The organism is Streptomyces sp. NPDC014733 (assembly GCF_043083385.1).
In the GTDB taxonomy this organism is placed as follows: domain Bacteria; phylum Actinomycetota; class Actinomycetes; order Streptomycetales; family Streptomycetaceae; genus Streptomyces.
Window position 1 is genome coordinate 98,135 of the sequence record NZ_JBIBYO010000003.1, and the last position, 23,499, is coordinate 121,633.

Below are 23,499 nucleotides of genomic sequence, written 5' to 3' on the forward strand. Positions count from 1 at the left end.
CGGAGGGATCCCACCATGCGGCCCCAGCCGCCCGACCCGGGGAACGCCGTCCCGGAACACCCCACCACGGCGCGGCCCGGAGCCGCGGGCGGGCCCTCCCGCCCGGCCGTTCACCGGTGGCGACTGCTCGCCGTCCTCCTCGCCGCCCAGTTCATGGCCAACATCGACACCGCCATCGCCAACATCGCCGCGCCCGCCGTCCAGAGCGACCTCGGCGCCTCGGGCGGCGAGGCGGGCCTGGTGGTCTCCGGCTATGTCGTGGCCTACGCGGTCCTGCTCGTCGCGGGCGCCCGGCTCGGCGGCAGCCACGGCCACCGCCGGATCTTCCTCGCGGGAATGACGCTCTTCACCGCGGCGTCCCTCGCCTGCGCCCTGGCCTTCCACCCGGCCGTGCTGATCACCTCCCGGATCGCCCAGGGCGCGGGCGCGGCATTGATGGTGCCGCAGGTCCTGAGCGGCATCCAGCGGTACTTCACCGGACGGCAGCGCGTCGAGGCCCTCGGGTACTACGCCCTCGCGCTCTCGGGCGGCGCCGTGGCGGGCCAGGCCCTGGGCGGCGTACTGATCGCCGCCGACATCCTCGGCACCGGCTGGCGCCCGATCTTCCTCATCAACGTCCCCGCCGGACTGCTGCTCCTGTGGGCGGCGCTGCGGGTGATGCCGGCCGACCCCGGCGCGGAGACCACCCGCACCGGGCCGGTCGGCGCGGGGAACTCCTCCGGCACCGACGGGCACACACCGGCTTCCGGTCCTGCCGCCGGCTCCGGCCCCGGCCCTGGTGCAGCGACAGCCGGGCCGGCACCGGACGGCATCGACGTCCGCGGTATGGCGCTGCTGGCCACCACGGTGCTGCTGCTCATCGTGCCGCTGCTGCTGGGCAGCGACGCGGGATGGCCCTGGTGGATGTGGGCCTGTCTGGTGGCCGCGGTGCCGACGGGGGTGGCGTTCCGGCGCAGCCAACGGCGCCGCGCCGCGCGGGGCGGGCGGCCGCTGATCGCCGAGGAGGTGATCCGTGAACCGGCGATCCGCTGGTCCCTGGCCGCACACGGCGCCACCACCCTGACGTACTTCGCCCTCCTCTTCGTCCTCGCCGTATACCTCCAGGAGGGGCTGGGGCGCGGCCCCGCCTATGCGGGGACGGCCATGATTTCCTGGGTCGCCGCCTTCGGTCTGGCCGGTCCGCTGCTGGCCCGGGTGCCGTCCCGGTACGCCGCCGCGATGCCCGTGGTGGGCTGCACTGTCCTGGCCGGCGGTTACACCGCGGTGTGGCTCTACCTCGTGACGGGCCATCGCACCGGCCCGGCGCTCTTCCTGCTGCTGGGCATCGGCGGACTCGGCCTCGGTATCAGCTCCAACGCCCTGATCGCCCGGATGACGTTCGCCCTGCCGGACCGCTACGCCGCCGACCTGTCCGGTGTCATCAGCACCAATGCGCAGCTGTGCGGTGCGCTCGGCGTGGCGACGCTGGGCGCCGGCTATCTCCACCTGACCGACGGCGGCGCGGCCTCCGCCACCGCGTCGGCCCATGCGCTCCAGACCGTGCTGGCCGCCTCCGCGGTCCTGGCAGCACTCTCCGCGCCGGCCGCCCACCGCGGCGCCCACCGCCCCGCAGAAACCGACCCCACGGCCCCCACCGCCCCGACGGCCCCCGAAGCCGCACCCACGGCAACCACCACGACCCACCCCGAGGGAGCCGACCACGACCCCTAGCGATGAACCGAAGTGACGCCCCATAACGCGGGAGCGGAGGAGGCGGAGGAGGCGGGGCGGGTGGGCTGGGGGAGGGGGAGAGGGAAGGAGAGAAGACCCGAGATCCCAACGCCCCCGCCGCCAACGGCCCCCACCCCAAGCCCCCTCACCCGGAACGCCTCAACCCAAGCCCCCAGCCCCGGCCCCCGCTCCGCTCTACCGCAACGCATACGGCAGCAGTGCCATCTCCCGGGCGTTCTTGATGGCGCGGGTCAGCTGCCGCTGCTGCTGTGCCGTGACCCGGGTGATGCGCCGGCTGCGGATCTTGCCGCGGTCGGAGAGGAAGGTCCGGAGCAGGGCGGTGTCCTTGTAGTCGATGGAGGTGATGCCCGCCTGGTCAAGAGGGTTGGGGCGGGGCCGGGACCCCTTGCGGGGCGCGGGACGGCGAGTCATGGCAGAACCTTTCGGCAGAGTGGCTGACAGGAGGGAGATCGAGTTCAGGGGAGAGCGCCGGGACTCGGGGAGGGGCAGACGCGCAGCGGGAGGGCCGCGGCATCTTCCGAGGGAACGCGGGAGACACCGGCCCTGCCCCCGGCCGCAGCCGACGGGAATGCCTCCCGTCCGCCGCCGGAAGCCCTTGGCCCTGGCCCCGGGAGCCGAGGCACCTGCCGGAGCCGCCCGGAGCCGCCCGGAGCCGCACGGAGACACCGGCCCCGCTCCCGGCAGCAGCTGACGGGCACTCGTCCCGCCCCGGGCGCAGCTGACGGGTACCCGCCCCGACCACCGCCGGAAGGCTCGGCCCTGGCCTTGACCCGAGGGCGCAGCCGCAGGCACCGGCCCGGGCCGCCCGGAGCCCCGCCACCCGCCCCCGACCGAAGCCGAAGGCCCCTGCCCCGCCCGCAGCCGCAGGCACCGGCCCGGCCGCCCGGAGCCCTGGCTCGACCACATCCATGCATGGCCCGACCACATCAACCCGCGATCCGTACAGGGCCCGACCACATCAACCCGCAGCCCTCGACACCGGAACGCAGACCCCGGTGGCCCCGGCCCGCAGCGCACAGCCCCGACGGCATCACGAAGCAGGCTCCAACAGCTCGTCAAAAGCTCCCGGGAGCCGTTTCCACGCCGCGCGGCCCCCGGCGCACTCCGCGTCCGTCAGGAGGCAGGAGTCGAGCAGCCGGGTCAGGCCGTCGCGGTCGAGGCCCGGGGCGGTGAAGACCAGGTGCTGGCAGCGGTCGCCGTGTTCGGGGTGCCAGTCCAGGGCGGCGGCCGCGCGGCGGACCGGTGGCACCAGGTCCCAGGCGGCGTCCGGCAGCGAGGCGAGCCAGGGTCCGGCGCTCTCCACGCACAGGGCGCCCCCGGCGGCGTCCCAGGACAGCAGCGCGTCGGGCCGGTCGGCGAGCCAGAACCGGCCCCGGCTGCGGGCCGCGGCGCACGTCAGGTCCTCCAGCGCGTCGTAGAGCCGCTCCGGGTGGAAGGGGCGGTGGCGGCGCCAGACCAGTGTCGTGACGCCGGACTCGTCGGCCTCCTGCGGCAGCAGCGCGCACGCCGGATGCTGGGCCGCCGCCGCGGCATCGACGTCGAACCCGTCGTCCTCACCGAGTGCGGCCCGGACCAGCAGCCCCGACGCCGCCGGGAGGTGCCGGGCCGTCGGGTGCAGCTGGGCCAGCAGGGCGTGGTCCGCTCCATCGGCGTCCGGGCTGTCGACGAGGGCGAGGACCGGCGCGTACTCCAGCTGGCGCGCCCAGGTGTCGCCGATCGTGCGCTGATCGGTGGCGGCCGCGGCGAGTCCGGCCTCGGCGAGGTCGTCGCCGTTGGACAGGACGGGCAGGACGAGCGCCGGATCGACGGCGGTGACGACGGTGGTCAGGCGCAGCCCGTCCCCGCCGTGGGCCGCGACGACCTCGGCCATCGCGCGCGGCTCCACGGAGTCCCACAGTTCCACGACGGCCAGCCGGTACAGCCCGCTGTCGGCCAGCCGCCGGAGCTCGGGGACCAGATCCTCCCGCAGCGCACAGCAGGCACAGTCGTTGACCAGCGGTGTTTCGTCGCGGGACAGTGCGCCGACGGCGTCGCGGAGAGTGCGCAGCACCGTCCCGTCGGCCGCGGCGCCGAGGTCGTGATGGAGGGCGACGGCGTCCGGCACCTCGGTGAGCAGCCGCTGGACGACCTCCTGCCGCGCCTCGGCGTGCAGCCCGCCGACGAGGACGACGGGGAGGCGGCGACCGGTGCCGCTCATCGGTTGTCCCGCCGGTCGTCCCGTCGGCCGTAGCGGCGCTCGAAGCGTTCGACGCGTCCGGCGGTGTCCAGAACGCGCGTCTGCCCGGTGAAGAAGGGGTGGCTGCGGGAGGAGATCTCGACGTCGATGACCGGGTAGGTGCGGCCGTCCTCCCACTCGACGGTGGTGTCGGAGGTGGCGGTCGAGCGGGTGAGGAAGGCGAACCCGGCGGCCTTGTCACGGAAGACGACGGGGCCGTACGCGGGGTGGATTCCTGGCTTCATGAGGGGTTCCTGCCTGTTCTGTCGGTGCGGGTTCTTCGGCGGGTGCGGTGGTCCGGGCGGGCCGTCGCGGCGTCGGGTGCCCGGCCGCCGCGCGCCGTGCTCAGCGTTCCTCGCGGAAGTCGACATGTCGGCCGGCGATCGGGTCGTACTTGCGCAGGACGAGGCGGTCGGGGTCGTTCCGGCGGTTCTTGCGGGTGACGTAGGTGTAGCCGGTGCCGGCGGTGGAGCGGAGCTTGACGACCGGGCGGAGTGCGGGGTGAGCCATGCCGCTACTATATGGGAATGATTTTCATTATCGACAACCTCTCACGGAAAAGGTGACGCCTCTCATGCCCGCCCACTGCCAACTGACCGGAGCCCGGCCCGGCTTCGGCCGTGCGATCTCCCATTCACACCGCCGCACCCCCCGCCGCTTCGACCCGAACATCCAGCGCAAGCGCTACTGGCTGCCGAGCGAGGGGCGGCGCATCCGCCTCGCGCTCAGCGCCCGGGCGGTCAGGACGGTGGACGTCATCGGCGTCGAGGCGGCGGTGGCGCGGATCCGCGCGCGGGGAGGGAAGGTCTGATGGCCAAGCAGAGCAAGATCGCGAAGAACGAGCGGCGCAAGGCGCTCGTCGCCCGCTACGCGGCCCGGCGCGCCGAGCTGAAGGAGATCAGCCGGCGCCCGTCCTCGGGTGAGGCCGAACGGGCCGCTGCCGCCGCAGAGTTGCGCCGCCAGCCGCGCGACGCCTGTGCCGCCCGGGTGCGCAACCGCGACGGCGTCGACGGGCGCCCCCGCGGGTATCTGCGGAAGTTCGGGATGTCCCGGGTGCGGATGCGGCAGCAGGCGCACGCCGGATTCCTCCCGGGGGTCACCAAGTCGTCCTGGTGACTCTCCGTCGCCGGGCGGCGTGCCCGGCGGGCGCGGTGCCGTACCCCTCGGGTGCGGCACCGCGGCGCGTTCGGCGTGCGTTCGGCGGCGTGCGGGGCCACCGGTGAACTCGGGGCGCACAACGGGGCTTTGCGGACGGATTCCGAGTGTCGGTGCGTGCGGGGCGCATGAGGTTGGCGTGGCGTGAGTCATGTCCTCGGGCGAACAACTGACTCAACAAATCGGGGCACTTGCCGTGAACTCTCTACGAGTTTTGACATGAGCACTTCCGGTTACTCGCGAGTCCTGCTACTAACGAGTCGGCAGAGATCCTGCCCCAGGGAGGTTCCATGAGACTGTCCCGCGTCGCCAAGGTGACGTCCGCCCTCTTCGCCACCATGGCGCTCGTGCTCACCGGCGCGAGCGCCGCCACCGCGGCCGAACGGCCGCTGGCCGCCACCGGCTACGTGGCACTCGGCGATTCCTACTCCGCCGGCGTCGGTGCCGGCAGTTACGACAGCGCCAGCGGCTCCTGCAAACGCAGCACGAAGTCCTATCCCGCGCTGTGGGCGGCCGCCAACTCGCCCTCGTCCTTCGATTTCACCGCCTGCTCCGGCGCCAAGACGGGCGATGTGCTGAACGGGCAGCTCGCCCCGCTGAGCTCATCGACCGGCCTGGTCAGCATCAGCATCGGCGGCAACGACGCCGGCTTCGCCGACACCATGACCACCTGTGCCCTCCAGGGCGAGAGCGCCTGTCTGACGGCCGTCTCGAAGGCCGTCTCCTACGTGGACAACACGCTCCCCGGTCAGCTCGACAGCGTCTACGGCGCGATATCCCAGAAGGCGCCGTCCGCCCACGTGGTGGTCCTCGGCTACCCGCACTTCTACAAGATCGGCGGCAGCTGCCTCGCGGGGCTGTCCGACAAGTCCCGCGCCGCCATCAACGGTGCCGCCGACGAGATCAACAGCGTCACCGCCAAGCGCGCCGCCAACCACGGCTTCGCCTTCGCCGACGTCAACACCACCTTCAGCGGCCACGAGCTCTGCTCCGGCAGTGCCTGGCTGCACAGCGTCACCGTGCCGGTCGACGAGTCGTACCACCCCACGGCCACCGGCCAGTCGAGCGGCTACCTGCCGGTCTTCCGCTCCGCCGCCTGACCCGAGGCACACTCAGATGTACGGGAGGGTTCCCCGGTCGGGGGCCCTCCCGCGCCGCGTCGCCCGCCCGGCCCGTCCCGCCAGGGGGCCAACTCGCCGTCCGTGCGCCCTCGTCCGTGATCTTCCGTAGGGTGTCGGACAACACCACGGCGAGGCAGGTGAAACCGATGGCCGGTCTGCACGTGTGTCCTCGGGGAGAGATAGGGTTACCCTGCCCGGGGCCGGGTGCCCTCGTACGGGTGGGGAGAGTCATGGAACAGATAACAGTGCGCAGCAGGGCGCGAGTCCCTGCCATCACCTGCAAAAGCGGCGCGTCCAGTGCGCGCCTCGACCGTCACCTCGCGGTGCTGGGCGGCCCTGCCATCCCGCAGCGTGAGGCGCAGGGCGCGACGTCACTGATGCAGGAACTGACGGCTCGTGATCACATGCGTACGCGGCGCAGCCGCGGCGCACGGGTGTCGTTGTTCGCGCCGCTGCGCAGGCTGCGGCGTTCGCTGTTCGGCGGCCACGGCTGACCCGCAGCTGACCTCGGCACCCCGGCGGCCACGCCGTCCCGGTGCGGCGCGGCGGCCCCCCGCCCGCCCTCTCCGGGACGGCGCCCCGCCACCCACCACCCGTTGCCCGTGACGGGTGGTTTTGCGTATCCGCGCCCAGATGTCCGGCGGGCTCAGAGCAGCGCGAACTGCCCGCCCGGCCCTTCTTCCTGATGGTCGAGTACGGACGCCGGGCGCCGGGCCCGCGCCGGAACCGGCAGCACCCCGGCCGCCCGCAGCTCCGCCACCCCGATCCCCGGCGCCCGCGCCGCCTCCTCGCGCAGCGCTGCCCGCTCCGGCTCCGCCTCGGCCAGCAGCGCCACCACGGTGACCAGCTCCAGCAGCTCCGTCGTCCACTCCGGAAGCCAGCCGTCCGGCCCGAGCGCCGCCAGCGGCTCCGCCTCGTCCGCCCCGGCCGCCGCCGACCGCGCCGCGCACCACGCCTCCAGCACCCGCACCCCGTCCGCGTGGTACGCCCAGGCGCCCGCCGGTACCGGGGCGATCCGCCCGGCGCCGAGCAGCAGCGCCTCCTCGTCCGCGTCGTACGCGCAGTCCGCGGGCAGTCCGCGGGCGGGCAGCGGGGCGCGGACGTACGGGCGGCGGCCGCCCGGCATCCGGGGGCGGGTGCCCGCCGGGCCGCCGCGGTCGTGCGCCCCACGGGTCTGGAGCCACACCAGCCGCTCGCCGAGCGCCACCCCGCGCTCCCACAGCCCGGCGTCCGCGGGCAACGGGACCGCGCAGCCACCGGCGCCGGGCCGCGCCGCCGCCATCGCCCAGGCCAGGACGTCGGCCGCCGCCACCGGGCGGCCCAGCCGCTCCGTGAGCAGCGCGGTCAGGCCGGGCGCGAGGTTCGGTTCGTGGCCGCCGGGGCGCCTGTGGAGCGGGCGGATCCGTCCGCCGCGGCCGGACGGTGACCGTCCGTCGGGCAGCACCGCCGTGCACAGCAGCGGCGGGTCGCTGCCGCGCGGCGGTGCGGTCCACTCCACGACGTAGAGCTGCCGGTCGTCGGCGACCCGCCACAGCTCCGGCCGGGCCGCGTCGAGCAGCCGGTGGTCGGGCAGCAGCCACCGCAGGTCGTGGCCGCCGTGGGCGTACCGCACCGGCTCGGGGCAGCGGCCCGCGGCGTCCGCCAGCGAACCGGTCGCGGTGGCCTGACCGGGCAGCTGCCCGACGGCGGTGTGCAGCGTCCGGGCGCGCGAGGGGCGGAGCAGCCGGGCGCGTTCGGCCGCGTCACCGGCGGCGACCAGCGCGTTCCAGCGGCGGCGCAGCGCCGCCGGATCGGGGCCGGTGACCCAGGCGCGGCCGGGCCGCAGCGGCGGCACCGACCAGGGCAGCAGATCGGACAGCAGTGGCGCGTCCTGCTTCGCCGTCACACCAAGCCCCTTCCGGACCGTTCGGCCGACCCCGGCATCGTAGGACGTGGCGGCGGACTCCCGCCCCGGGCCCCGGTGCCCCCCGCGCGCGGGGCGGATGCCAGAAGCTGAACGCGGGGTTCCGCCGGGTGGTCCCGGCAGGTACGGTCCTCGCCGTGCGCCCGGCGGACGTGCGGGAGTGCCGTGCCCGGCCGGGCACGGAGGAGGAACGCCCATGACGGACACCGCCGTCGCCGGTGTACGGACCGCCGCCCGGCTCGACCGGCTGCCGCCGACGCGCCGCCACCGCAGAATGACGCTGATCGTCGGCGTCGGCGCCTTCTTCGACCTGTACGAGATCTTCCTCGGCGGGGTGCTCGCCGCCGTCCTCGCCGAGAAGTGGGGCCTGGGGCACACCGCGAAGTCCTGGGTGATCGCCGCCGGATTTCTCGGGATGTTCGCCGGCGCCAACGTCCTGTCGGTCCTGGCCGACCGCCTCGGGCGGCGCCGGATGTTCCTCGTCAACCTCGGCGCGTACTCCCTCTTCTCGCTGCTGTCCGCCTTCGCCCCGGACCTCGGGACGCTGCTCGCGCTGCGGTTCCTCGCGGGGCTCGGGCTCGGCGCCGAACTGGTGCTGGTCGACACCTACCTCGCGGAGCTGCTGCCCCGTGCGGTCCGCGGCCGCTACCTCGCGTACGCGTACACCGTCGGCTTCCTGGGCGTCCCGGTCGCGGCGCTGCTCGGTGCCCGGCTGGTCGCCGGTGAGCAGCTGCTGGGCATCGACGGCTGGCGCTGGCTGCTGATCGCGGGCGCGCTGGGCGCCGCCTTCCTCCAGGTGATGCGGCGCGGTCTGCCCGAATCGCCGCGCTGGCTCGCCGTCCGGGGCCGGGAGGCGGAGGCCGAGACGATCGTGCGGCAACTGGAGGACGAGGCGGCGGCCGAGTACGGCGGGACGCTGCCGTCGGTGCCGGAGACGGCGGACGTACCGGAGCGGCGGGTGCCGCTGGGGGAGATGTTCCGCGGCACCTACCGGCGGCGGACCGTCATGTGGTGGATCTTCCAGGTGCTGCAGACCGTCGGCTACTACGGCTTCGGCTCGCTGGCGCCGGTCGTGCTGACCGCCAAGGGCCACACCGTCACCGACTCGCTGTTCTACGCGGCGCTCAGCTACTGCGGCTACCCGCTGGGCTCCGCCCTCTCCGTCCCGCTGATCGACCGGATCGAGCGCCGCACACTGATCATCGTCTCCGCGCTGGGCATCGCCGGCTCCGGGCTGGCCTTCGGCTTCGCCTCCTCGACCTGGGCGATCGTCGCCTTCGGCGTTCTGCTGACGGTGTGCAGCAACGTCTTCTCCAACGCCTTCCACGTCTACCAGACGGAGATCTTCCCGACCGGACTGCGCTCCAGCGCCATCGGCATCGCGTACTCGCTGTCCCGGCTGACGTCGGTGGTGCTGCCGTTCGTCGCGCTGGGCGTCCTCGCCGATCTGGGACCGGCGGGTGTGTTCACCGGCTCGGCGGCGCTGATGGTGCTGCTCTGCCTGGACGTGGCGCTGCTCGGCCCGCGGACCACCGGCCGCAGCCTGGAGCGCATCTGACGTCCGGGCGGCGCCCGGTCAGTCGGCGTCCAGGGTGACGGTGAAGGAGAACCGGTCGCCGCGGTAGTGGATGTGGGTGACGTCGACCGCCCGGCCCGACTCGTCGTAGGTGACGCCGGTGTAGTGCAGGATCGGGCTGAGCAGCGGCACCCGCAGCAGCCGGGCGGTCTCCGGGTCGGCGAGCCGCGCCTCGACGGTGTCGGTGATCCGGCTGATGCGCACGCCGATGGTGTCCCGCAGCACCTTCGTCATCGGCCGGTGCGCCAGGTCGGCCGGGTCGATGCGGGCGGCGACCTCGGGGTGGACGTAGTTGCGGGCGTGGTTGGTCGGCTCGCCGCTCTCCTCGTCGCTGCGCAGCCGGACGTACCCGGCGACCTCCCGCAACCCGGGGAAGAACTCCGCGAGTTCCGGAGGTACGGGGACCGGCCCGTGCTCCAGCAGCCGGGAGGTCATCCCGGACTGCTGGGCCACGATCGCGTCCACCGAACCGAGCAGCCGCACCGGGGCGCCGCGCCGGGCGCTCGGCTCGATGAATGTGCCGCGCCGCCGGTGCCGGCTGATCAGCCCCTCCGTCTCCAGCTCCTTCAGCGCCTGGCGCATGGTCAGCACGCTGACGCCGTAGTGCGCGGCGAGGGCGTCCTCGGTCGGCAGCCGCAGCGGCGCCTCGGGGGAGCGTCCCAGTATGGAGGCGCGCAGCGACTGCGAAACCTGGTACCACAGGGGCAGTTTGCGGTTCAGCGCGAGCGAGTCGGGTGCGAAGGTCGTCACAGGGCGTTCCCCGGTGTCACGGGCGGAAGTGGCGCTGGAGACCCTGCCATACGTCGTCGTAGCCGCGCTGCAGGTGGTCGGCGTCCTTGGCCTGATCGGTCAGCGTCAGCGGCCAGCGGGTCTCGAACATGAAGGCAAGCCCGTCGTCGATCTTCTGCGGCGCCAGCTCCGCGGCGCCGGCCCGCTCGAACGTCTCCCGGTCCGGTCCGTGCGCCGACATCATGTTGTGCAGCGAGCCGCCGCCGGGCACGAACCCGCCCCGCCCGCCGGCCTTGGCGTCGTAGGCGCCCTCGATCAGGCCCATGTACTCCGTCATCACGTTGCGGTGGAAGTACGGCGGCCGGAAGGTGTCCTCGCCGACCAGCCAGCGCGGTGCGAAGACCACGAAGTCCACCCCGGCCAGCCCCGGGGTGTCGGACGGCGAGGTGAGGACGGTGAAGATCGACGGGTCCGGGTGGTCGTAGCTGATCGACCCGATGACGTTGAAGCGGCGCAGGTCGTAGACGTACGGGACGTGGTTGCCGTGCCAGGCGACGACGTCGAGCGGCGAGTGGTCGTAGGTGGCGCTCCAGAGGTTGCCGCAGAACTTGTTGATCACCTCGACGGGCCGTTCGGTGTCCTCGTACGCGGCGACCGGGGCGCGGAAGTCCCGGGCGTTGGCGAGGCCGTTGGCGCCGATCGGGCCGAGGTCGGGGAGCTGGAAGGGGCGGCCGTAGTTCTCGCAGACGTAGCCGCGGGCGTGCGGGCCGGTCAGTACGGCGCGGAAGCGGACGCCGCGGGGGATCAGCGCGACCTCGCCCGGTGCGGCGCGCAGCACGCCGAACTCCGTGTGCAGCAGCAGCGCGCCGCTCTCCGGCACGATCAGCAGTTCGCCGTCGGCGTCGCCGAACACCCGGTCCGTCATGGAGGAGTTGGCGTGATACAGATGCACCGCCATACCGGTGCGCTGCGTCACGTCGCCGTTGCCGCCGAGCGTCCACAGGCCGTCCACGAAGTCGGTCGGCTCCTGCGGCCCGGGCAGCGGGTCCCAGCGCAGCCGGTTGGGGTCCGGCACGCAGTCGGTGAACGGCGCGGAGCGCACCCCGCGCCGGGCGATGCGGGTGTACGGCGGATGGGCGGCCGAGGGGCGGATGCGGTAGAGCCACGACCGGTGGTTGTGGTCGCGCGGTTCGGTGAACGCGGAGCCGCTGAGCTGCTCGGCGTAGAGGCCCAGGGGCGCGCGCTGCGGGGAGTTGCGGCCCTCGGGCAGTGCGCCGGGCACCGCCTCGGAGCTGTGTTCGTTCCCGAATCCGGTGAGGTACGCGAGGGTCGGCTCCCCGGCCGTCGCGCCCGTCCGCTCCGTGCCCGTACCTGTCATCGCACGCTCCCGCCGCTCAGGGAATCCTGGAATCCTATGGGGAACCTTAGGATTGGCGGGGAGGGGCGTCAACGGAGACTCCCGGCCGGGGTGGCCGGATCCGGTCTTCCTGCACCTCCGGCGGCCCGTCACCCGCCGCCGTGTGCGGCCATCCGGGTGACTTCCGGTCACCTCGCGGCTCGCCGGGCAGGATGGAGGGGTGCAGCAGCCCACCCCGCTCCGCCGCGTCCCCGTCCAGCGCCGCAGTGCCCAGCGCCTGGCCCGCATCCTCGACGCCTGCGCCGAGGAGCTGGAGGAGGGCGGTTACGAGGGCCTGAGTACCCGCGCCGTCGCCGGGCGCGCCGGGGTGCCGATCGGCTCCGTCTACCGCTTCTTCCCCCACAAGCGCGCCATGGCCGAGGCGCTCGCCGGGCGCAACCTCGACGCCTACGCCGACCGCATCACGGCCCGGCTGGCAGCCCCGGACGCCCCCGGCGGCTGGCGCGGCGCGATGGACGCGGTCGTCGACGAGTACCTCGCCATGAAGCGGACGGTCCCGGGCTTCGCGCTCGTCGAGTTCACCGTCCCGGCGCCGCGCGACTCCCGCCAGGCCAACCACGCGGTCGCCGACCGTCTCCTGGGGCTGCTCGCCGCGCCCCTCGCGCTGGACGCCACCGACGCACGGCTGCGCACCGCCTTCCTCGTCGGCGTCGAGGCGGCCGACTCCCTCCTCCAACTCGCCTTCCGGGTCGCCCCCGAGGGTGATCCGGGCATCGTCACCGAGACGAAGGAGCTGCTGCGCAGCTACCTGGCCCGGTATCTCGACGGGTGAGCCGGCGCCGGTCCGGCGCCGCGCGGGCGGCCCGGGGGAAGCGGTCGCCCTGGCCCCGCTCCGGCCCAGGTATCCGTTTCACCCTCGTGACCTGAGAACCGGCGGCGCCCCGGCACCGGAGCGCCGGGGCTGAGCCCGCCCCGCCGTCCGTCAGGCCGCCGCGGCGACCGGCGTCGGCGCGCCGTCCGCGGTGTCGGCGGGCGCCGCCGCGTCCGGGCGGCGCAGCCGCGGGAAGACCGGGGCGGCGACCAGGAAGACCAGCGAGACGAGGACGAACGGCCAGGTGAAGGTGTGGCCGCCGGACGGGGCGAAGAGCGCCGCCATCGCCGAGCTGAGGCACGTCGCGGTGGCCGCCGCGACCACCGCGTACCCCAGGCTCCAGGCGTCGGCGACGAGGAACACCCCGCACAGCGCCATCGTCACCAGCACCGCGTTGTACCCCATGGTGCCCTCGGCGACATCCGCGGCGGGCGCGCCCAGCGCCCAGGCGGTGAAGATGCCCACCACGCTGCCGATGCAGGCCATCACCCCGGCCCGGCGGCTGGCCACGAAGATGCCGACGAGGAAGATCAGGCCCACGTACCACTGCGGCATGAAGAAGATCTGCGCGAAGTCGGCGAAGAAGGCGTGCCACAGATCGGTCCAGCTGAGCGTGGTGGGACCGCCCGCCGGGTGGGTCAGCGCGGCGAGTCCCTCGCCGTTGTGCCAGATCCGCTCGAAGCCGGGCGCCGCGATCGTCATGGAGCTGGCCATCAGGCAGTACGGCAGGGTGAACGTCGGCAGGTCCCAGGTCGACAGGACCCGGGAGGCGGCGCCGGTGACGACGGTGACCACCGCGCTCCCGGCGAGCGCGAGCAGCGCCGTGGAGAGGTGGCCGGCGCCGAGGAAGACGGCGAAACCGACCGCGACCAGGCAGGCGTTGAAGCCCTCCAAACCGGCGGTGATCCGGTCCCGGGCGACGCCCAGCAGTCGCGCGGTCGCGGTGCCGACCGCGGTGCCGAGCAGGCCGTAGACGCCGTACTGCCAGCCGGAGGCGAAGAGTGCGACGGCGAAGATCGCGCCGGTGAGGGCGTGGGGCAGGAAGTCGACCTGCGCCTGGCCGCGCAGCACCGCCAGCACGAAGTTCCACAGCTTGCCGAGGGGCGCCGCCTCCGGTTGCGGTGCGGCCCCCTCCTTCGTGTCCCGCTGACCCACGATGCCTCCAAGTGCCCGAAATGCCCCTGCCGGTCAGAGGCTGGTGCACTCTACATCTATGGGCTGTGCGGGCCGGGCCGAGGGGGCGCGTCCGGTACGGAACGGCTGCCGGCCCCCGGGCCCACCTGCGGATGGTGCAGCGCCAGCCCGTCGACCAGCGCCAGCAGCCCGGCCTCGAACGCGCCCTCGTCCACCCGGCGTCGGTGCTCCGCCAGCAGATGGGCCTGGCCGAGGTGAGGGTAGGTGTCGGGGTCGTACGCGCCGGGATCGTCGACGAAGCCGCGGGCGAACGAGCCGAGCGCGGAACCGGCCACGAAGTAGCGGACCATCGCGCAGACCCGGGTCGCCTGGGCCGGTGGCCATCCCGCGTCGACCAGCCCGCCGAACGCCGCGTCCGCCATCCTCAGACCGGCCGGACGGCGGCCGGGCCCCTGCGCGAGGAACGGCACGATGTGCGGATGCGCGGCGAGCGCGGCGCGGTAGGAACGGGCCCAGCCCAGCAGCCCGGTCCGCCAGTCACCGTCCGCGAAGGCGGTGACGTCGACCTGCGCGATGACCGTGTCGGCCACCGCGTCGAGCAGTGCGTCCTTGGTGGGGAAGTGGTTGTAGAGGGACGGGCCGCTCACCCCCAGCTCGGCGGCGAGCCGTCGGGTGGAGAGGGCCGCCAGCCCTTCCGCGTCGATGAGCGCCAACGCCGCGTCGACGATCCGGGCGCGGCTCAGCAGAGGCTTGCGGGGGCGGGCCATGCGCCCATGGTACGAGGCCGCCCCGCCGCTGACCGGCGGCGCCGACCGGCATCGCGGGCCGCCCCACGACGCCCCGCGGACATGTGCTAAGCGTCCGCTCACCCGCGCGGTAAGGTGTGCGGTCCGTCCGTGGAGGGTCCGTGGCGGAGGAGAAGCGGGGTGTGCGATGGATGCGGAGGCACGGGAGGCGGCGGGCGCCGGCGACGAGTGGGCCGATGTGACCCCGGACGCCGCGCGGCGCCTGGTCCGCGCCGCCGTCGAGGCGTTCGCCGAACGCGGCTACCACGCGACCACCACCCGCGACATCGCGGGCCGCGCCGGAATGAGCCCCGCCGCGCTCTACATCCACTACCGGACGAAGGAAGAACTGCTCTACCGCATCAGCGGCATCGGCCACGAGAAGGCGCTCGCCATCATGGGCGAGGCCGCCGCGGCCGACGGCAGCGCCGCCGAACGGCTCGCCGGAGCCGTCCGCACCTTCGTCCGCTGGCACGCCGAGCACCACACCACCGCCCGGGTCATCCAGTACGAACTCCAGGCGCTCGGCCCGGAGCACTACGCCGAGATCACCGCGCTGCGCCGCCGTACCGACCGGCTGCTGCGCCAGATCATCCAGGACGGCGCGGACTCCGGCGAGTTCCGCGCCGACGACGTCCCCGGCACCACCCTCGCCGTGCTGTCGCTCTGCGTGGACGTCGCCCGCTGGTTCACCGCCGACGGCCGCCGCACCCCCGACGAGGTCGGCGTCCTCTACGCGGGGCTGGTGCTGCGGATGGTGGGCGCGGAGGTGGCGTGACGGCCTCGGGGTGACGGGCCCGGTGATACGGGCCCCGGGACACGGTGTCCCGGGGTGACGGGCGGTGCGGCGTGCGCGGGTCGGGCGCCGTGCGCTCCCCGTGCCGCCGCACCCGGCCCGGGCTGGCGCAGCTAGGCCCCGCTCGGTCTCGCCCGGCCCGGTCCGGGCTCCGGCTCAGAAGGTGAACCGGCTGACCGACTCCGCCACACACACCGGCTTGCTGCCACCCTCGCGTTCGATCGTCACCGCCGTCGTCAGCTGCACCCCGCCGGGCACCTCCGTGACCTCCGCGATCCGCGCGGTGGCCCGCACCCGCGAGCCGACCGGCACGGGCGCGGGGAAACGGACCTTGTTGGTGCCGTAGTTGATGCCCATCGCGACGTTGTCGACCCGCATCAGCTGCGGGACGAGGGCGGGCAGCAGCGACAGTGTCAGATAGCCGTGCGCGATGGTGGTGCCGAACGGACCGGCCGCCGCCTTCTCCGCGTCGACATGGATCCACTGGTGATCGCCGGTGGCCTCGGCGAACCGGTCGATCCGCCGCTGATCGATCTCCAGCCAGTCGCTGGGACCCAGCTCCTCGCCGACCGCGGCCCGCAGCTCGTCGAGCGATCCGAACACCCGGGGCTCAGCCATCCTGTCCGCCTCCTGAAGTTTCCCGCGCCGCCGGACCGCGCCCTGCCGGACGCCCGTCGCCGCTGACCGTGCACTGCCTGATCCATGCGCTAAGCGCTTGCTCAGCATGCGGAGTGTGCGTGCCGCTGTCAACGGAACGGCGGAGGCCGGGCCGGGTTCGGCGGGGTGGCGCGCGGCCGGGCCGGGCGGACGACGTCGGGCCGCGGGACGCGTCCGGCGGCGGGTACGCGGCCGGCCCGGGCGCCCTGGTCCGGCAGGGGCCCGGCGGAGGGCCGCCCGGGACCGGTTCACTCCGCCTAGGCTGAGCCCGTGCCCCAGCTTCCCTTCAAGGTCCATGAACTCACCGTCGGCCAGCTCTCCGCGCGCAGCGGCGCCGCCGTCTCCGCACTGCACTTCTACGAGACCAAGGGCCTGATCACCAGCACCCGCACGGCCGGTAACCAGCGCCGCTACACCCGCGACACCCTGCGCCGCGTCGCCTTCGTACGCGCCGCCCAGCGGGTCGGCATCCCCCTCGCGGTGATCCGGGACGCCCTCGCCGAACTCCCCGACGAACGCACCCCCAATCGCGACGACTGGGCCCGCCTCTCCGAGGCATGGCGCGCCGAACTCGACGAACGCATCGGCCAACTCGTCGACCTCCGTGACCATCTGACCGACTGCATCGGCTGCGGCTGCCTCTCCCTGGAGCGCTGCGCCCTCTCCAACCCGTACGACAACCTCGGCCAACAGGGCCCCGGCGCCCAGCGGTTGCGGGTGGACCGGGGGACGCCCGCGCCGGGAGCACCGTCCGGCGGCGCCGCGGGCGGCTGCGCGGACGGTGCCCCGGGGCGGTGCGAGCCGGGGGAGGGAACGGCGGGGTGAGACCGTGCCCGGGCCGGGCGGCCCCGGCGCGGCGAGGGCTGCGCCCGCGTCACCGGGTGCGGCCCTCGCGAGCGGGTGTCTCACCAGATCGCCGGCTTCCGCCCCGCCCAGGGGCGAGCGCTCTCCAGCTGCGCCGACACCGCTATCAGCCCGGCCTCCTCGCCGTACCGCCCCGCCAGCATCACGCCGACGGGCAGGCCCTCGGGGGTCTGGTGGAGCGGGAGGCTGACCGCCGGTTGGCCGGTGGTGTTGTAGAGGGCGGTGAAGGGGGTGTACGCGCTGATGGCGGCGAACTCCGCCTCGGGGTCGCCGTCGTTGCGCAGTTCACCGATCTTCGGCGGGGGCATCGCGGTCGTGGGGGAGAGGAGGAGGTCGTAGCCGCCGGGCGGCATCAGCACATCGGCGACGGTCTGGCCGACCTGCTGCAGGGCGTAGAGGGACGCGGCGAACTCCGGGCCGGAGACCGCGGCGCCGCGGTCGCGCAGATGGCGGGTGAGCGGCATCAGCAGTTCCTCGCGGCCGGGCGGCACGGGGCGGTTCGCGGCGGTCACCGACCAGATGCGGCTGAAGTGGGCGGGGAGGGCGTCGTCGGTGGGCAGCGACACCTCCTCGACGTGGTGGCCGAGGCCGCTGAGCAGCGCCGCGGTGTCGGCGACCGCCCGCCGGCACTCCTCGTGGACCTCGGCGCCCGGCATCGGCGCCCCGGTCAGGACGCCGATCCGCAGCCGCCCGGGATCGCGCCCCACGTATGCGGAGAACGTCTCGCCCGGCGGCAGGGCGGGCGCGGTGAAGGTGTCCCCCGGCATCGGTCCGGCCAGGACGTCGAGGAGCGCCGCGGCGTCGGCGACCGTGCGGGCCAGCGGGCCGGAGGTGCTCAGGCCCGTGACATCGCGGAGGACCGGGCCGGGACTGACCCGCCCGCGGCTGGGCTTGAGGCCGAACAGGCCGCACGCCGCGGCGGGGATGCGGATCGAGCCGCCGCCGTCCGAGGCGTGGGCGAGCGGCGCCAGCCCGGCGGCGACGGCGGCGCCCGCCCCGCCGCTGGAGCCGCCCGCCGACCGGTCGAGGTCCCACGGGGTGCGGGCCGGGGGCCCGAGTCTGTTCTCGGTGTAGCAGGGCAGGCCGAACTCGGGGGTGTTGGTCTTGCCGAGCAGGACGGTGCCGGCGGCGCGGAGCAGCGTGACGACATGGTCGTCGACGGGGGCCGTCCGGTCGTCCAGGGCGAGTGAGCCCATGGTGCAGCGCACCCCGGCGACCTGGTTGAGGTCCTTCACCGGCACCGGGACGCCGTGCAGCGGCGGCAGCGGGCGGTCCTCACGCCGGGCGGCGGTGGCGGTCCGCTCCGCCTCCGCCGCCTGCTCACGGGCGATCTCCGGGGTGCGGGTGAGGAACGCCCCGACGGTGTCGTCGAGCCGCTCGATGCGGTCGAGGTAGTGCTCGGTCAGCTCGACGGGGGAGAGGTCGCCCGCCCTGATGGCGCGGGCCTGTGCGAGGGCGGTGAGATCGTGCAGTTCGGCCATGGTGTTCCCCTTCTGGGCCGTGCCGCGGGCCCGCGCGCCGTGCGGCGCGGATGGACGAGGGTGCGGCTGTCGGTGGGTGGTGCCGCCGGCCTGTGGCGCCGGCGGGGGCGGCTTCCGCCGTGACTCAGTCGCCGGGAGCGGCGTCCGGGGAGCCGCTGGGGGTGCCGCCGTCGGATATCGCCTCCCGGGCGGTGCCCGGAGCGGAGCCCCCGCCCGCCCGCGGTACGCCCGAGGGCGTCTCGATCGCCGCCAACTCCATTGCTGCGGCGACGAGTCCGGCGTTGTCCCGGGCCGGGGTGGCGTCCGGCAGCAGCAGGGTGTCCTCGATGCCGATCCGGGTGGCCAGGCCCAGGCGGAGCGCCAGCCGCAGCACCGGCCAGGCGCCGCCCTCCTCGCCGTGCAGCAGCACCGGGCGGCCGTGCCGGGCGGCGCCGAGCGCGGCCAGCAACCGCCGGGCCGTGGCCGGGGCCGTCGCCGCATCGGTGTCGGTGACCTCGGCCAGCACCCGCAGCACCCGCGGGCGCAGCGGCGAGCGGGCGAAGCGCGCGGCGCCGGCGGTGCCGGACCAGATCCCGGCCTCCACCGCCACGCCCCGGGCGAGCAGTGCGGCGGCCACCTGCTCGGCGCCGGGCTCGTGCCAGTTGACCGAGGCGTGGTCGGGCAGCAGCGGCCAGGAGCGTATCCGCGCCACCCGCCGTGCCGGATCGGGCTCGGCCCACGCGCCCGTCGTCACCCCGACCGGGACGGACACGGCCGCGCGGACCGCCTCCAGGACCGGAGTGACCACCCGGGGCGAGAGCGAGTCCTGCCCGCAGGGGGTCTTGGGGTGGACGTGGACGGAGGTGGCCCCGGCCGCCACCGCCCGCCGCGCGGCCTCGGCCAGCGCGGCCGGCGACAGCGGCACCGCGGCCGAATCCGCCGCGGTGCGGGCTCCGTTGAGAGCGACCTGAGTCATGCCCCGATGCTGGCACAGGGGTCTGACAACGCCTGTGGAGGGTGCGAACTCCGCGCGGGGAAAGGAGTGTTCGGGCAGCCGGTGAGGCATCGAGACATGTGCCGGTCCGGCTCCCTCTCTCCCCCGAACGGGCCCCCTTCGCCGGCTGTGCCCGTCAGGGGCGCACCGGCGAGACCACCCGGACGAAGAGACGACGGCCGTCATCACCCTCCGGAAGGCCGACCACGAGAAGCCCGGACACGAGAAGCCCCAACCGCACTGCCGTGAGCGGACGCGCAGGTGAGCGAAGCCGACGCAGTCCCAGGCACCTGAAACCAGGCAGGTGATATCAAGCAGGTGAATGCAGGCAGCGGGCGCCCGGCACCCGCCGGGCGCCCGCTGCGCGTGAAGCATCGCCACCACGACCGGCCCGCCGGTCCGTCCGCACCGGCCGCGCATCCCGCCGCGAGAGAGCCGCGTACACCGGCATCGGGTCGGGCGCCCGATTCAGCACGCTGTCTTGTCGAGGAGCGGCACGGCGGCCGGGGGGATCACGCCGCAGTCCGCGCAGACCGGTCCGGCGGCGCGGCGGTCCGTGTCGGTGAGCGGGCGGAAGCGGGTGGAGCTGCACACCGGGCAGTCGTGCCGGAGCCGTCCGGACTCCATCGCCGCGATGACGGTGCGCAGTACCGCCGCGAGGGGCGCCGCCGGGTGCCGGTGCGGCGCCGCGCACGGCACGATCTCGCAGCCGCCCCGGGTGCGCCGGTGCCAGGCGTCGAGCGCGCCGGGCTGCCGGATGCCGTCCCGCTTCTCCCGGCGGCGCCGCGCGACGCACTCCGCCTCGTACGCCAGCCAGAGGGCGCGGGCCTCCTCCAGTTCGGCGAGGGCGGCGAGCAGGCGTGCGGGGTCGGGGTTCCGGTCCTGCGGGGCGATCCCGGCCCGGGTGCACAGGTGGTGCCAGGTGGCGCGGTGCCCGTAGGGGGCGAAGCGCTCCAGGCATTTGCGCAGGGCGGTGCGGCGCCGTGTGGCGAGGAGCCGCGGATCGCGGACCTGTGCGGCGAAAGCTCTGAAACCGGCCATATTCATCCCACCTCCGTGGGGAGGACCCGACTGGACACGGAAGGGACGCACCGGAAGGCCGCCCGGATCCCTCGAATTTTCTTGCGGTTCCCCGGTGTGGGGCGGCAGGGGTGGTGGTCGTCGGGGGTGTCCGGTGAGGGATACGAAAAGGTGACTGTTGTTCATCTTCCCGTGGGGAGGTAACCAGCGGTAACGTCCGGCCCCACCCGCCTCCCGAGGAGCAGGAATGCGACGACGTACCGGAAGGCTCAGGACCGCCGCCGCGGCAGCCCTGTTCGCCTTGGGTGCCACGCTCTTGGCACCGCCCCCCATCGCGACCGCCGCCGACGGTCCCGAGGACTCCGACTACTGCCAGGGCCAGTGCGCCGACATCCTGCCGCCGGGTGCGACGGGCAACGCCACCCTCGCCGACATCCTGGCGAGCAAGGTCTTCGGCACCCACCCCAAGCACTCCGACGACCAACTCGCCCCGTACGGCGCCCTGGCGAGCGGCTACAGGTCGCTCACCGACGACACCCTGACCGACTTCTTCAACGACTCCTCCTTCGGCGTGCCCAAGGACCAGGTCGACAAGGTCACCGCGCCGCGTGACGACGTCACCATCACCCGGGACAAGAAGACCGGCATCCCGCACATCAAGGGCACCACCCGCTACGGCACCGAGTTCGGCGCGGGCTACGCCGCAGGCCAGGACCGGCTGTGGCTGATGGACCTCTTCCGGCACATCGGACGCGGCGAGCTGACCTCGTTCGCCGGCGGCGCCCTCGCCAACCAGGGCCTGGAGCAGGAGTTCTGGCCCCAGGCGCCGTACACCGAGGCCGATCTCCAGGCGCAGGTCGACCGGATCCGTGACACCAACGGGGCCCGCGGCAAGCAGGCCATGGACGACGCCCAGGCGTACGTCGACGGCATCAACGCCTACCGCGAACAGTCGAAGAACGGCCGGTACTTCCCCGGCGAGTACGTGCTCACCGGCCATGTCGACGCGATCACCAACGCCGGGGAGATCCAGCCCTTCAAGCTCACCGACCTGATCGCCCTCGCCTCCGTCGTCGGCGGGCTCTTCGGCAACGGCGGCGGCGGCGAGGTGCCGTCGGCCCTCGCACTGCTCTCCGCGCAGCAGAAGTACGGCGTCGAGAAGGGCACCGCGCTCTGGGAGTCCTTCCGCGAGCGCAACGACCCCGAGGCCACCAAGACCCTCCACGACGGCCAGAGCTTCCCGTACGCGGTCAAGCCCGCCGAGGCCGAGGGCACCGCGCTGCCGGACGCCGGATCGGTCACCGCCGAACCGCTGGTGTACGACCGCAGCGGCGCGGCGGGCGTCAAGAAGCCCGCACAGGAGCCGGTCGAGGCGCCCGCCAAGTACCGGAAGCTGGAGGGGCTGTTCAAGGACGGTGTGCTGCCCAAGGGCGCCTTCGACCCGACCCAGCACCGCGGCATGTCCAACGCGCTGCTGGTCTCCGGCAAGCGCACCGCCAGCGGCCACCCGGTCGCCGTCTTCGGCCCGCAGACCGGCTACTTCGCCCCGCAGCTGCTGATGCTCCAGGAGATCCAGGGGCCGGGCATCAGCGCCCGTGGCGCCTCCTTCGCCGGCGTCGGCATGTACATCCAGCTGGGCCGCGGCCAGGACTACGCCTGGAGCGCCACCTCCGCCGGACAGGACATCACCGACACCTACGCCGTCGACCTCTGCAACACCGACGGCTCCCCGGCCACCAAGGACTCGGTCGCCTACCGCTACCACGGTGAGTGCGTGCCGATGGAGAAGCTGGAGCGGACCAACTCCTGGAAGCCGACGATCGCCGACCCGACGGCCGCCGGCTCGTACCGGATGCAGGTCTTCCGCACCAAGTACGGCACCGTCACCCACCGCGCCACCATCGGCGGCAAGCCCGTCGCCTATACGGCGCTGCGCTCCACCTACCGCCACGAGGCCGATTCCATCATCGGCTTCCAGATGCTCAACGACCCCTCGTACGTGCATGACGCGCAGTCGTTCCAGCAGGCCGCGCAGCACATCGGCTACGCCTTCAACTGGTTCTACGCCGACTCCCGCGACATCGCGTACTACAACAGCGGCCTCAACCCCGTCCGCAACCCGAAGGTCGACCCGGCGCTGCCGATCAAGGCGGAACCGCAGTACGAGTGGCGCGGCTACCGGCCGGAGAACAACCTCACCGACTACACCCCGCCCGCCGAGCATCCGCAGTCGGTCAACCAGGACTACTACGTCTCCTGGAACAACAAGCAGGCCGCCGACTACGACTCGGCGGGCTTCGGCAACGGCCCGGTGCACCGCGCCGACCTCCTCGACGACCGGGTCGCGGCGCTCACCGCCGAGGGCGGCGTCACCCGCGCCTCGCTGACCCGGGCGATGTCCGAGGCGGCCGTCACCGATCTGCGCGGCGAGGACGTGCTGCCCGAGCTGCTGCGGGTGCTGCAGAGCGAGCCGGTCACCGATCCGCAGCTCAAGAAGGCGGTGCAGCAGCTCGACTCGTGGCGCCGGGACGGCTCCCAGCGCCGGGAGACCGCCGCCGGATCGCACACCTACACCCACCCCGACGCGGTCCGGCTGCTGGACGCCTGGTGGCCGCTGCTGGTCAAGGGCGCCTTCGCGCCGGAGCTGGGCGGCGACCTCTACAAGGCGCTCACCGCCAACCTCGCGGTCGACGAGTCGCCGTCGGCGGGCCACGGCCCGACCGGGGCGCACGCCGGATCGGCGTTCCAGTACGGCTGGTGGAGCTATGTCGACAAGGACCTGCGTACGGTCCTCGGAGACAAGGTGCAGGCGCCGCTGGCCCGGCCGTTCTGCGGCAAGGGCGACCTCTCCGCCTGCCGGGACACCCTCCTCGACACGCTGCGCGAGGCGACCGGGAAGACGGGCGAGCAGGTCTACCCGGGCGACGACAGCTGCAAGGCCGGCGACCAGTGGTGCTCCGACGCGATCATCCACCGTGCCGTGGGCGGTCTGACCCACACCGCGATCAGCTGGCAGAACCGTCCCACCTACCAGCAGGTGGTGGAGTTCCCCGCGCACCGCTGACCCGCGGGCGCACACACGGCGGACGCCGGTCCGGGGCACGTGCCCCGGACCGGCGTCCGCCGTGTGT

General features: G+C 74.0%; 23 protein-coding genes. 10 read left to right on the forward strand and 13 right to left on the reverse strand.

Annotated features, from left to right (window positions below; translation table 11 throughout):
- The first annotated feature begins 15 nt into the window (after window positions 1-15).
- Complete coding sequence (locus tag ACF1BH_RS08685) at window positions 16-1,710, forward strand: MFS transporter (RefSeq protein ID WP_391641707.1); 1,695 nt, start codon at window positions 16-18, stop codon at window positions 1,708-1,710.
- A 195-nt stretch (window positions 1,711-1,905) separates the two neighbouring features.
- On the opposite strand, the gene rpsR is transcribed toward ACF1BH_RS08685, so the two are convergent.
- The 4 genes from rpsR to rpmG all read right to left on the reverse strand — a co-directional run bounded on the left by rpsR (window position 1,906) and on the right by rpmG (window position 4,456).
- Complete coding sequence (gene rpsR / locus ACF1BH_RS08690; RefSeq protein WP_391641708.1) at window positions 1,906-2,142, reverse strand: 30S ribosomal protein S18; 237 nt, start codon at window positions 2,140-2,142, stop codon at window positions 1,906-1,908.
- Window positions 2,143-2,761: 619 nt separating this feature from the next.
- Complete coding sequence (locus ACF1BH_RS08695; RefSeq protein WP_391641709.1) at window positions 2,762-3,928, reverse strand: CobW family GTP-binding protein; 1,167 nt, start codon at window positions 3,926-3,928, stop codon at window positions 2,762-2,764.
- Window positions 3,925-4,191 carry a type B 50S ribosomal protein L31 gene (locus tag ACF1BH_RS08700; protein WP_391641710.1) on the reverse strand — a complete coding sequence of 89 codons (267 nt, stop codon included), beginning with the start codon at window positions 4,189-4,191 and terminating at the stop codon, window positions 3,925-3,927. The genes ACF1BH_RS08695 and ACF1BH_RS08700 overlap by 4 nt, the downstream gene beginning before the upstream one ends.
- Window positions 4,192-4,291: 100 nt before the next feature.
- Window positions 4,292-4,456 (reverse strand): 50S ribosomal protein L33, encoded by a 165-nt coding sequence (rpmG, locus tag ACF1BH_RS08705; RefSeq protein WP_391641711.1) that lies wholly within the window; start codon window positions 4,454-4,456, stop codon window positions 4,292-4,294.
- 64 nt (window positions 4,457-4,520) lie between these two features.
- Here rpmG and rpmB point away from each other — a divergent pair, with 64 nt between their 5' ends.
- From rpmB to ACF1BH_RS08725, 4 genes are all read left to right on the forward strand, one after another.
- Complete coding sequence (gene rpmB, locus ACF1BH_RS08710; protein WP_391641712.1) at window positions 4,521-4,757, forward strand: 50S ribosomal protein L28; 237 nt, start codon at window positions 4,521-4,523, stop codon at window positions 4,755-4,757.
- Window positions 4,757-5,062, forward strand: coding sequence for a 30S ribosomal protein S14 (gene rpsN / locus ACF1BH_RS08715; protein ID WP_391641713.1), 306 nt, complete (start codon window positions 4,757-4,759; stop codon window positions 5,060-5,062). Before rpmB ends, rpsN begins: the two co-directional genes overlap by 1 nt.
- 329 nt (window positions 5,063-5,391) lie before the next feature.
- The gene (locus ACF1BH_RS08720) at window positions 5,392-6,201 is read left to right on the forward strand and encodes an SGNH/GDSL hydrolase family protein (protein WP_391641714.1); all 810 of its coding nucleotides are present in this window, start codon (window positions 5,392-5,394) and stop codon (window positions 6,199-6,201) included.
- A 251-nt stretch (window positions 6,202-6,452) separates the two neighbouring features.
- Entirely contained in the window at window positions 6,453-6,716 is a 264-nt protein-coding gene (locus ACF1BH_RS08725) for a hypothetical protein (RefSeq protein WP_078654008.1), read from the forward strand.
- A gap of 152 nt (window positions 6,717-6,868) precedes the next feature.
- Here the strand turns inward: ACF1BH_RS08725 and ACF1BH_RS08730 are convergent, their stop codons facing one another.
- A complete protein-coding gene (locus ACF1BH_RS08730; RefSeq protein WP_391641715.1) occupies window positions 6,869-8,107 on the reverse strand; it encodes a type ISP restriction/modification enzyme in 1,239 nt (412 codons plus the stop codon).
- Window positions 8,108-8,321: 214 nt separating this feature from the next.
- Between ACF1BH_RS08730 and ACF1BH_RS08735 the strand changes: the two genes are divergently transcribed.
- Window positions 8,322-9,683, forward strand: a complete 1,362-nt coding sequence (locus tag ACF1BH_RS08735; protein WP_391641716.1) for an MFS transporter — start codon at window positions 8,322-8,324, stop codon at window positions 9,681-9,683.
- Between the two features lie 18 nt (window positions 9,684-9,701).
- Here ACF1BH_RS08735 and ACF1BH_RS08740 read toward each other — a convergent pair whose 3' ends face one another.
- Together ACF1BH_RS08740 and hmgA are read right to left on the reverse strand one after the other, a co-directional pair.
- Window positions 9,702-10,451, reverse strand: a complete 750-nt coding sequence (locus ACF1BH_RS08740) for a GntR family transcriptional regulator (protein WP_391641717.1) — start codon at window positions 10,449-10,451, stop codon at window positions 9,702-9,704.
- A gap of 16 nt (window positions 10,452-10,467) precedes the next feature.
- Window positions 10,468-11,808, reverse strand: a complete 1,341-nt coding sequence (hmgA, locus tag ACF1BH_RS08745; protein ID WP_391641718.1) for a homogentisate 1,2-dioxygenase — start codon at window positions 11,806-11,808, stop codon at window positions 10,468-10,470.
- Between the two features lie 199 nt (window positions 11,809-12,007).
- On the opposite strand from hmgA, the gene ACF1BH_RS08750 reads away from it, so the two are divergent.
- Window positions 12,008-12,619 carry a TetR family transcriptional regulator gene (locus ACF1BH_RS08750; RefSeq protein WP_391641719.1) on the forward strand — a complete coding sequence of 204 codons (612 nt, stop codon included), beginning with the start codon at window positions 12,008-12,010 and terminating at the stop codon, window positions 12,617-12,619.
- 150 nt (window positions 12,620-12,769) lie between these two features.
- On the opposite strand, the gene ACF1BH_RS08755 is transcribed toward ACF1BH_RS08750, so the two are convergent.
- A complete protein-coding gene (locus tag ACF1BH_RS08755; protein ID WP_391641720.1) occupies window positions 12,770-13,813 on the reverse strand; it encodes an urea transporter in 1,044 nt (347 codons plus the stop codon).
- Window positions 13,814-13,869: 56 nt separating this feature from the next.
- Window positions 13,870-14,559 carry a TetR/AcrR family transcriptional regulator gene (locus ACF1BH_RS08760; protein ID WP_391641721.1) on the reverse strand — a complete coding sequence of 230 codons (690 nt, stop codon included), beginning with the start codon at window positions 14,557-14,559 and terminating at the stop codon, window positions 13,870-13,872.
- Window positions 14,560-14,725: 166 nt separating this feature from the next.
- On the opposite strand from ACF1BH_RS08760, the gene ACF1BH_RS08765 reads away from it, so the two are divergent.
- Window positions 14,726-15,355, forward strand: coding sequence for a TetR/AcrR family transcriptional regulator (locus ACF1BH_RS08765; protein WP_391641722.1), 630 nt, complete (start codon window positions 14,726-14,728; stop codon window positions 15,353-15,355).
- A gap of 174 nt (window positions 15,356-15,529) precedes the next feature.
- Here the strand turns inward: ACF1BH_RS08765 and ACF1BH_RS08770 are convergent, their stop codons facing one another.
- Entirely contained in the window at window positions 15,530-15,991 is a 462-nt protein-coding gene (locus tag ACF1BH_RS08770; RefSeq protein WP_391641723.1) for a MaoC family dehydratase, read from the reverse strand.
- A gap of 309 nt (window positions 15,992-16,300) precedes the next feature.
- Here ACF1BH_RS08770 and soxR point away from each other — a divergent pair, with 309 nt between their 5' ends.
- Complete coding sequence (gene soxR / locus ACF1BH_RS08775; protein WP_391641724.1) at window positions 16,301-16,855, forward strand: redox-sensitive transcriptional activator SoxR; 555 nt, start codon at window positions 16,301-16,303, stop codon at window positions 16,853-16,855.
- A gap of 80 nt (window positions 16,856-16,935) precedes the next feature.
- Here the strand turns inward: soxR and ACF1BH_RS08780 are convergent, their stop codons facing one another.
- The 3 genes from ACF1BH_RS08780 to ACF1BH_RS08790 all read right to left on the reverse strand — a co-directional run bounded on the left by ACF1BH_RS08780 (window position 16,936) and on the right by ACF1BH_RS08790 (window position 20,389).
- Window positions 16,936-18,375 carry an amidase gene (locus ACF1BH_RS08780; protein ID WP_391641725.1) on the reverse strand — a complete coding sequence of 480 codons (1,440 nt, stop codon included), beginning with the start codon at window positions 18,373-18,375 and terminating at the stop codon, window positions 16,936-16,938.
- Window positions 18,376-18,499: 124 nt separating this feature from the next.
- On the reverse strand, window positions 18,500-19,330 hold the full coding sequence (locus ACF1BH_RS08785) for a 3-keto-5-aminohexanoate cleavage protein (protein ID WP_391641726.1): 831 nt from the start codon (window positions 19,328-19,330) through the stop codon (window positions 18,500-18,502).
- Between the two features lie 486 nt (window positions 19,331-19,816).
- Window positions 19,817-20,389 (reverse strand): hypothetical protein, encoded by a 573-nt coding sequence (locus ACF1BH_RS08790; RefSeq protein ID WP_391641727.1) that lies wholly within the window; start codon window positions 20,387-20,389, stop codon window positions 19,817-19,819.
- A 226-nt stretch (window positions 20,390-20,615) separates the two neighbouring features.
- Between ACF1BH_RS08790 and ACF1BH_RS08795 the strand changes: the two genes are divergently transcribed.
- The gene (locus tag ACF1BH_RS08795; protein WP_391641728.1) at window positions 20,616-23,432 is read left to right on the forward strand and encodes a penicillin acylase family protein; all 2,817 of its coding nucleotides are present in this window, start codon (window positions 20,616-20,618) and stop codon (window positions 23,430-23,432) included.
- The last annotated feature ends 67 nt before the right edge of the window (window positions 23,433-23,499 follow it).

Bases quoted from the DNA above. Each gene is read 5' to 3' on its own strand.
- ACF1BH_RS08685 (WP_391641707.1), top strand. From the start codon at position 16: ATGCGGCCCCAGCCGCCCGACCCGGGGAACGCCGTCCCGGAACACCCC.
- rpsR (WP_391641708.1), bottom strand. From the start codon at position 2,142: ATGACTCGCCGTCCCGCGCCCCGCAAGGGGTCCCGGCCCCGCCCCAAC.
- ACF1BH_RS08695 (WP_391641709.1), bottom strand. From the start codon at position 3,928: ATGAGCGGCACCGGTCGCCGCCTCCCCGTCGTCCTCGTCGGCGGGCTG.
- ACF1BH_RS08700 (WP_391641710.1), bottom strand. From the start codon at position 4,191: ATGAAGCCAGGAATCCACCCCGCGTACGGCCCCGTCGTCTTCCGTGAC.
- rpmG (WP_391641711.1), bottom strand. From the start codon at position 4,456: ATGGCTCACCCCGCACTCCGCCCGGTCGTCAAGCTCCGCTCCACCGCC.
- rpmB (WP_391641712.1), top strand. From the start codon at position 4,521: ATGCCCGCCCACTGCCAACTGACCGGAGCCCGGCCCGGCTTCGGCCGT.
- rpsN (WP_391641713.1), top strand. From the start codon at position 4,757: ATGGCCAAGCAGAGCAAGATCGCGAAGAACGAGCGGCGCAAGGCGCTC.
- ACF1BH_RS08720 (WP_391641714.1), top strand. From the start codon at position 5,392: ATGAGACTGTCCCGCGTCGCCAAGGTGACGTCCGCCCTCTTCGCCACC.
- ACF1BH_RS08725 (WP_078654008.1), top strand. From the start codon at position 6,453: ATGGAACAGATAACAGTGCGCAGCAGGGCGCGAGTCCCTGCCATCACC.
- ACF1BH_RS08735 (WP_391641716.1), top strand. From the start codon at position 8,322: ATGACGGACACCGCCGTCGCCGGTGTACGGACCGCCGCCCGGCTCGAC.
- hmgA (WP_391641718.1), bottom strand. From the start codon at position 11,808: ATGACAGGTACGGGCACGGAGCGGACGGGCGCGACGGCCGGGGAGCCG.
- ACF1BH_RS08760 (WP_391641721.1), bottom strand. From the start codon at position 14,559: ATGGCCCGCCCCCGCAAGCCTCTGCTGAGCCGCGCCCGGATCGTCGAC.
- ACF1BH_RS08765 (WP_391641722.1), top strand. From the start codon at position 14,726: ATGGATGCGGAGGCACGGGAGGCGGCGGGCGCCGGCGACGAGTGGGCC.
- ACF1BH_RS08770 (WP_391641723.1), bottom strand. From the start codon at position 15,991: ATGGCTGAGCCCCGGGTGTTCGGATCGCTCGACGAGCTGCGGGCCGCG.
- ACF1BH_RS08780 (WP_391641725.1), bottom strand. From the start codon at position 18,375: ATGGCCGAACTGCACGATCTCACCGCCCTCGCACAGGCCCGCGCCATC.
- ACF1BH_RS08785 (WP_391641726.1), bottom strand. From the start codon at position 19,330: ATGACTCAGGTCGCTCTCAACGGAGCCCGCACCGCGGCGGATTCGGCC.
- ACF1BH_RS08790 (WP_391641727.1), bottom strand. From the start codon at position 20,389: ATGGCCGGTTTCAGAGCTTTCGCCGCACAGGTCCGCGATCCGCGGCTC.
- ACF1BH_RS08795 (WP_391641728.1), top strand. From the start codon at position 20,616: ATGCGACGACGTACCGGAAGGCTCAGGACCGCCGCCGCGGCAGCCCTG.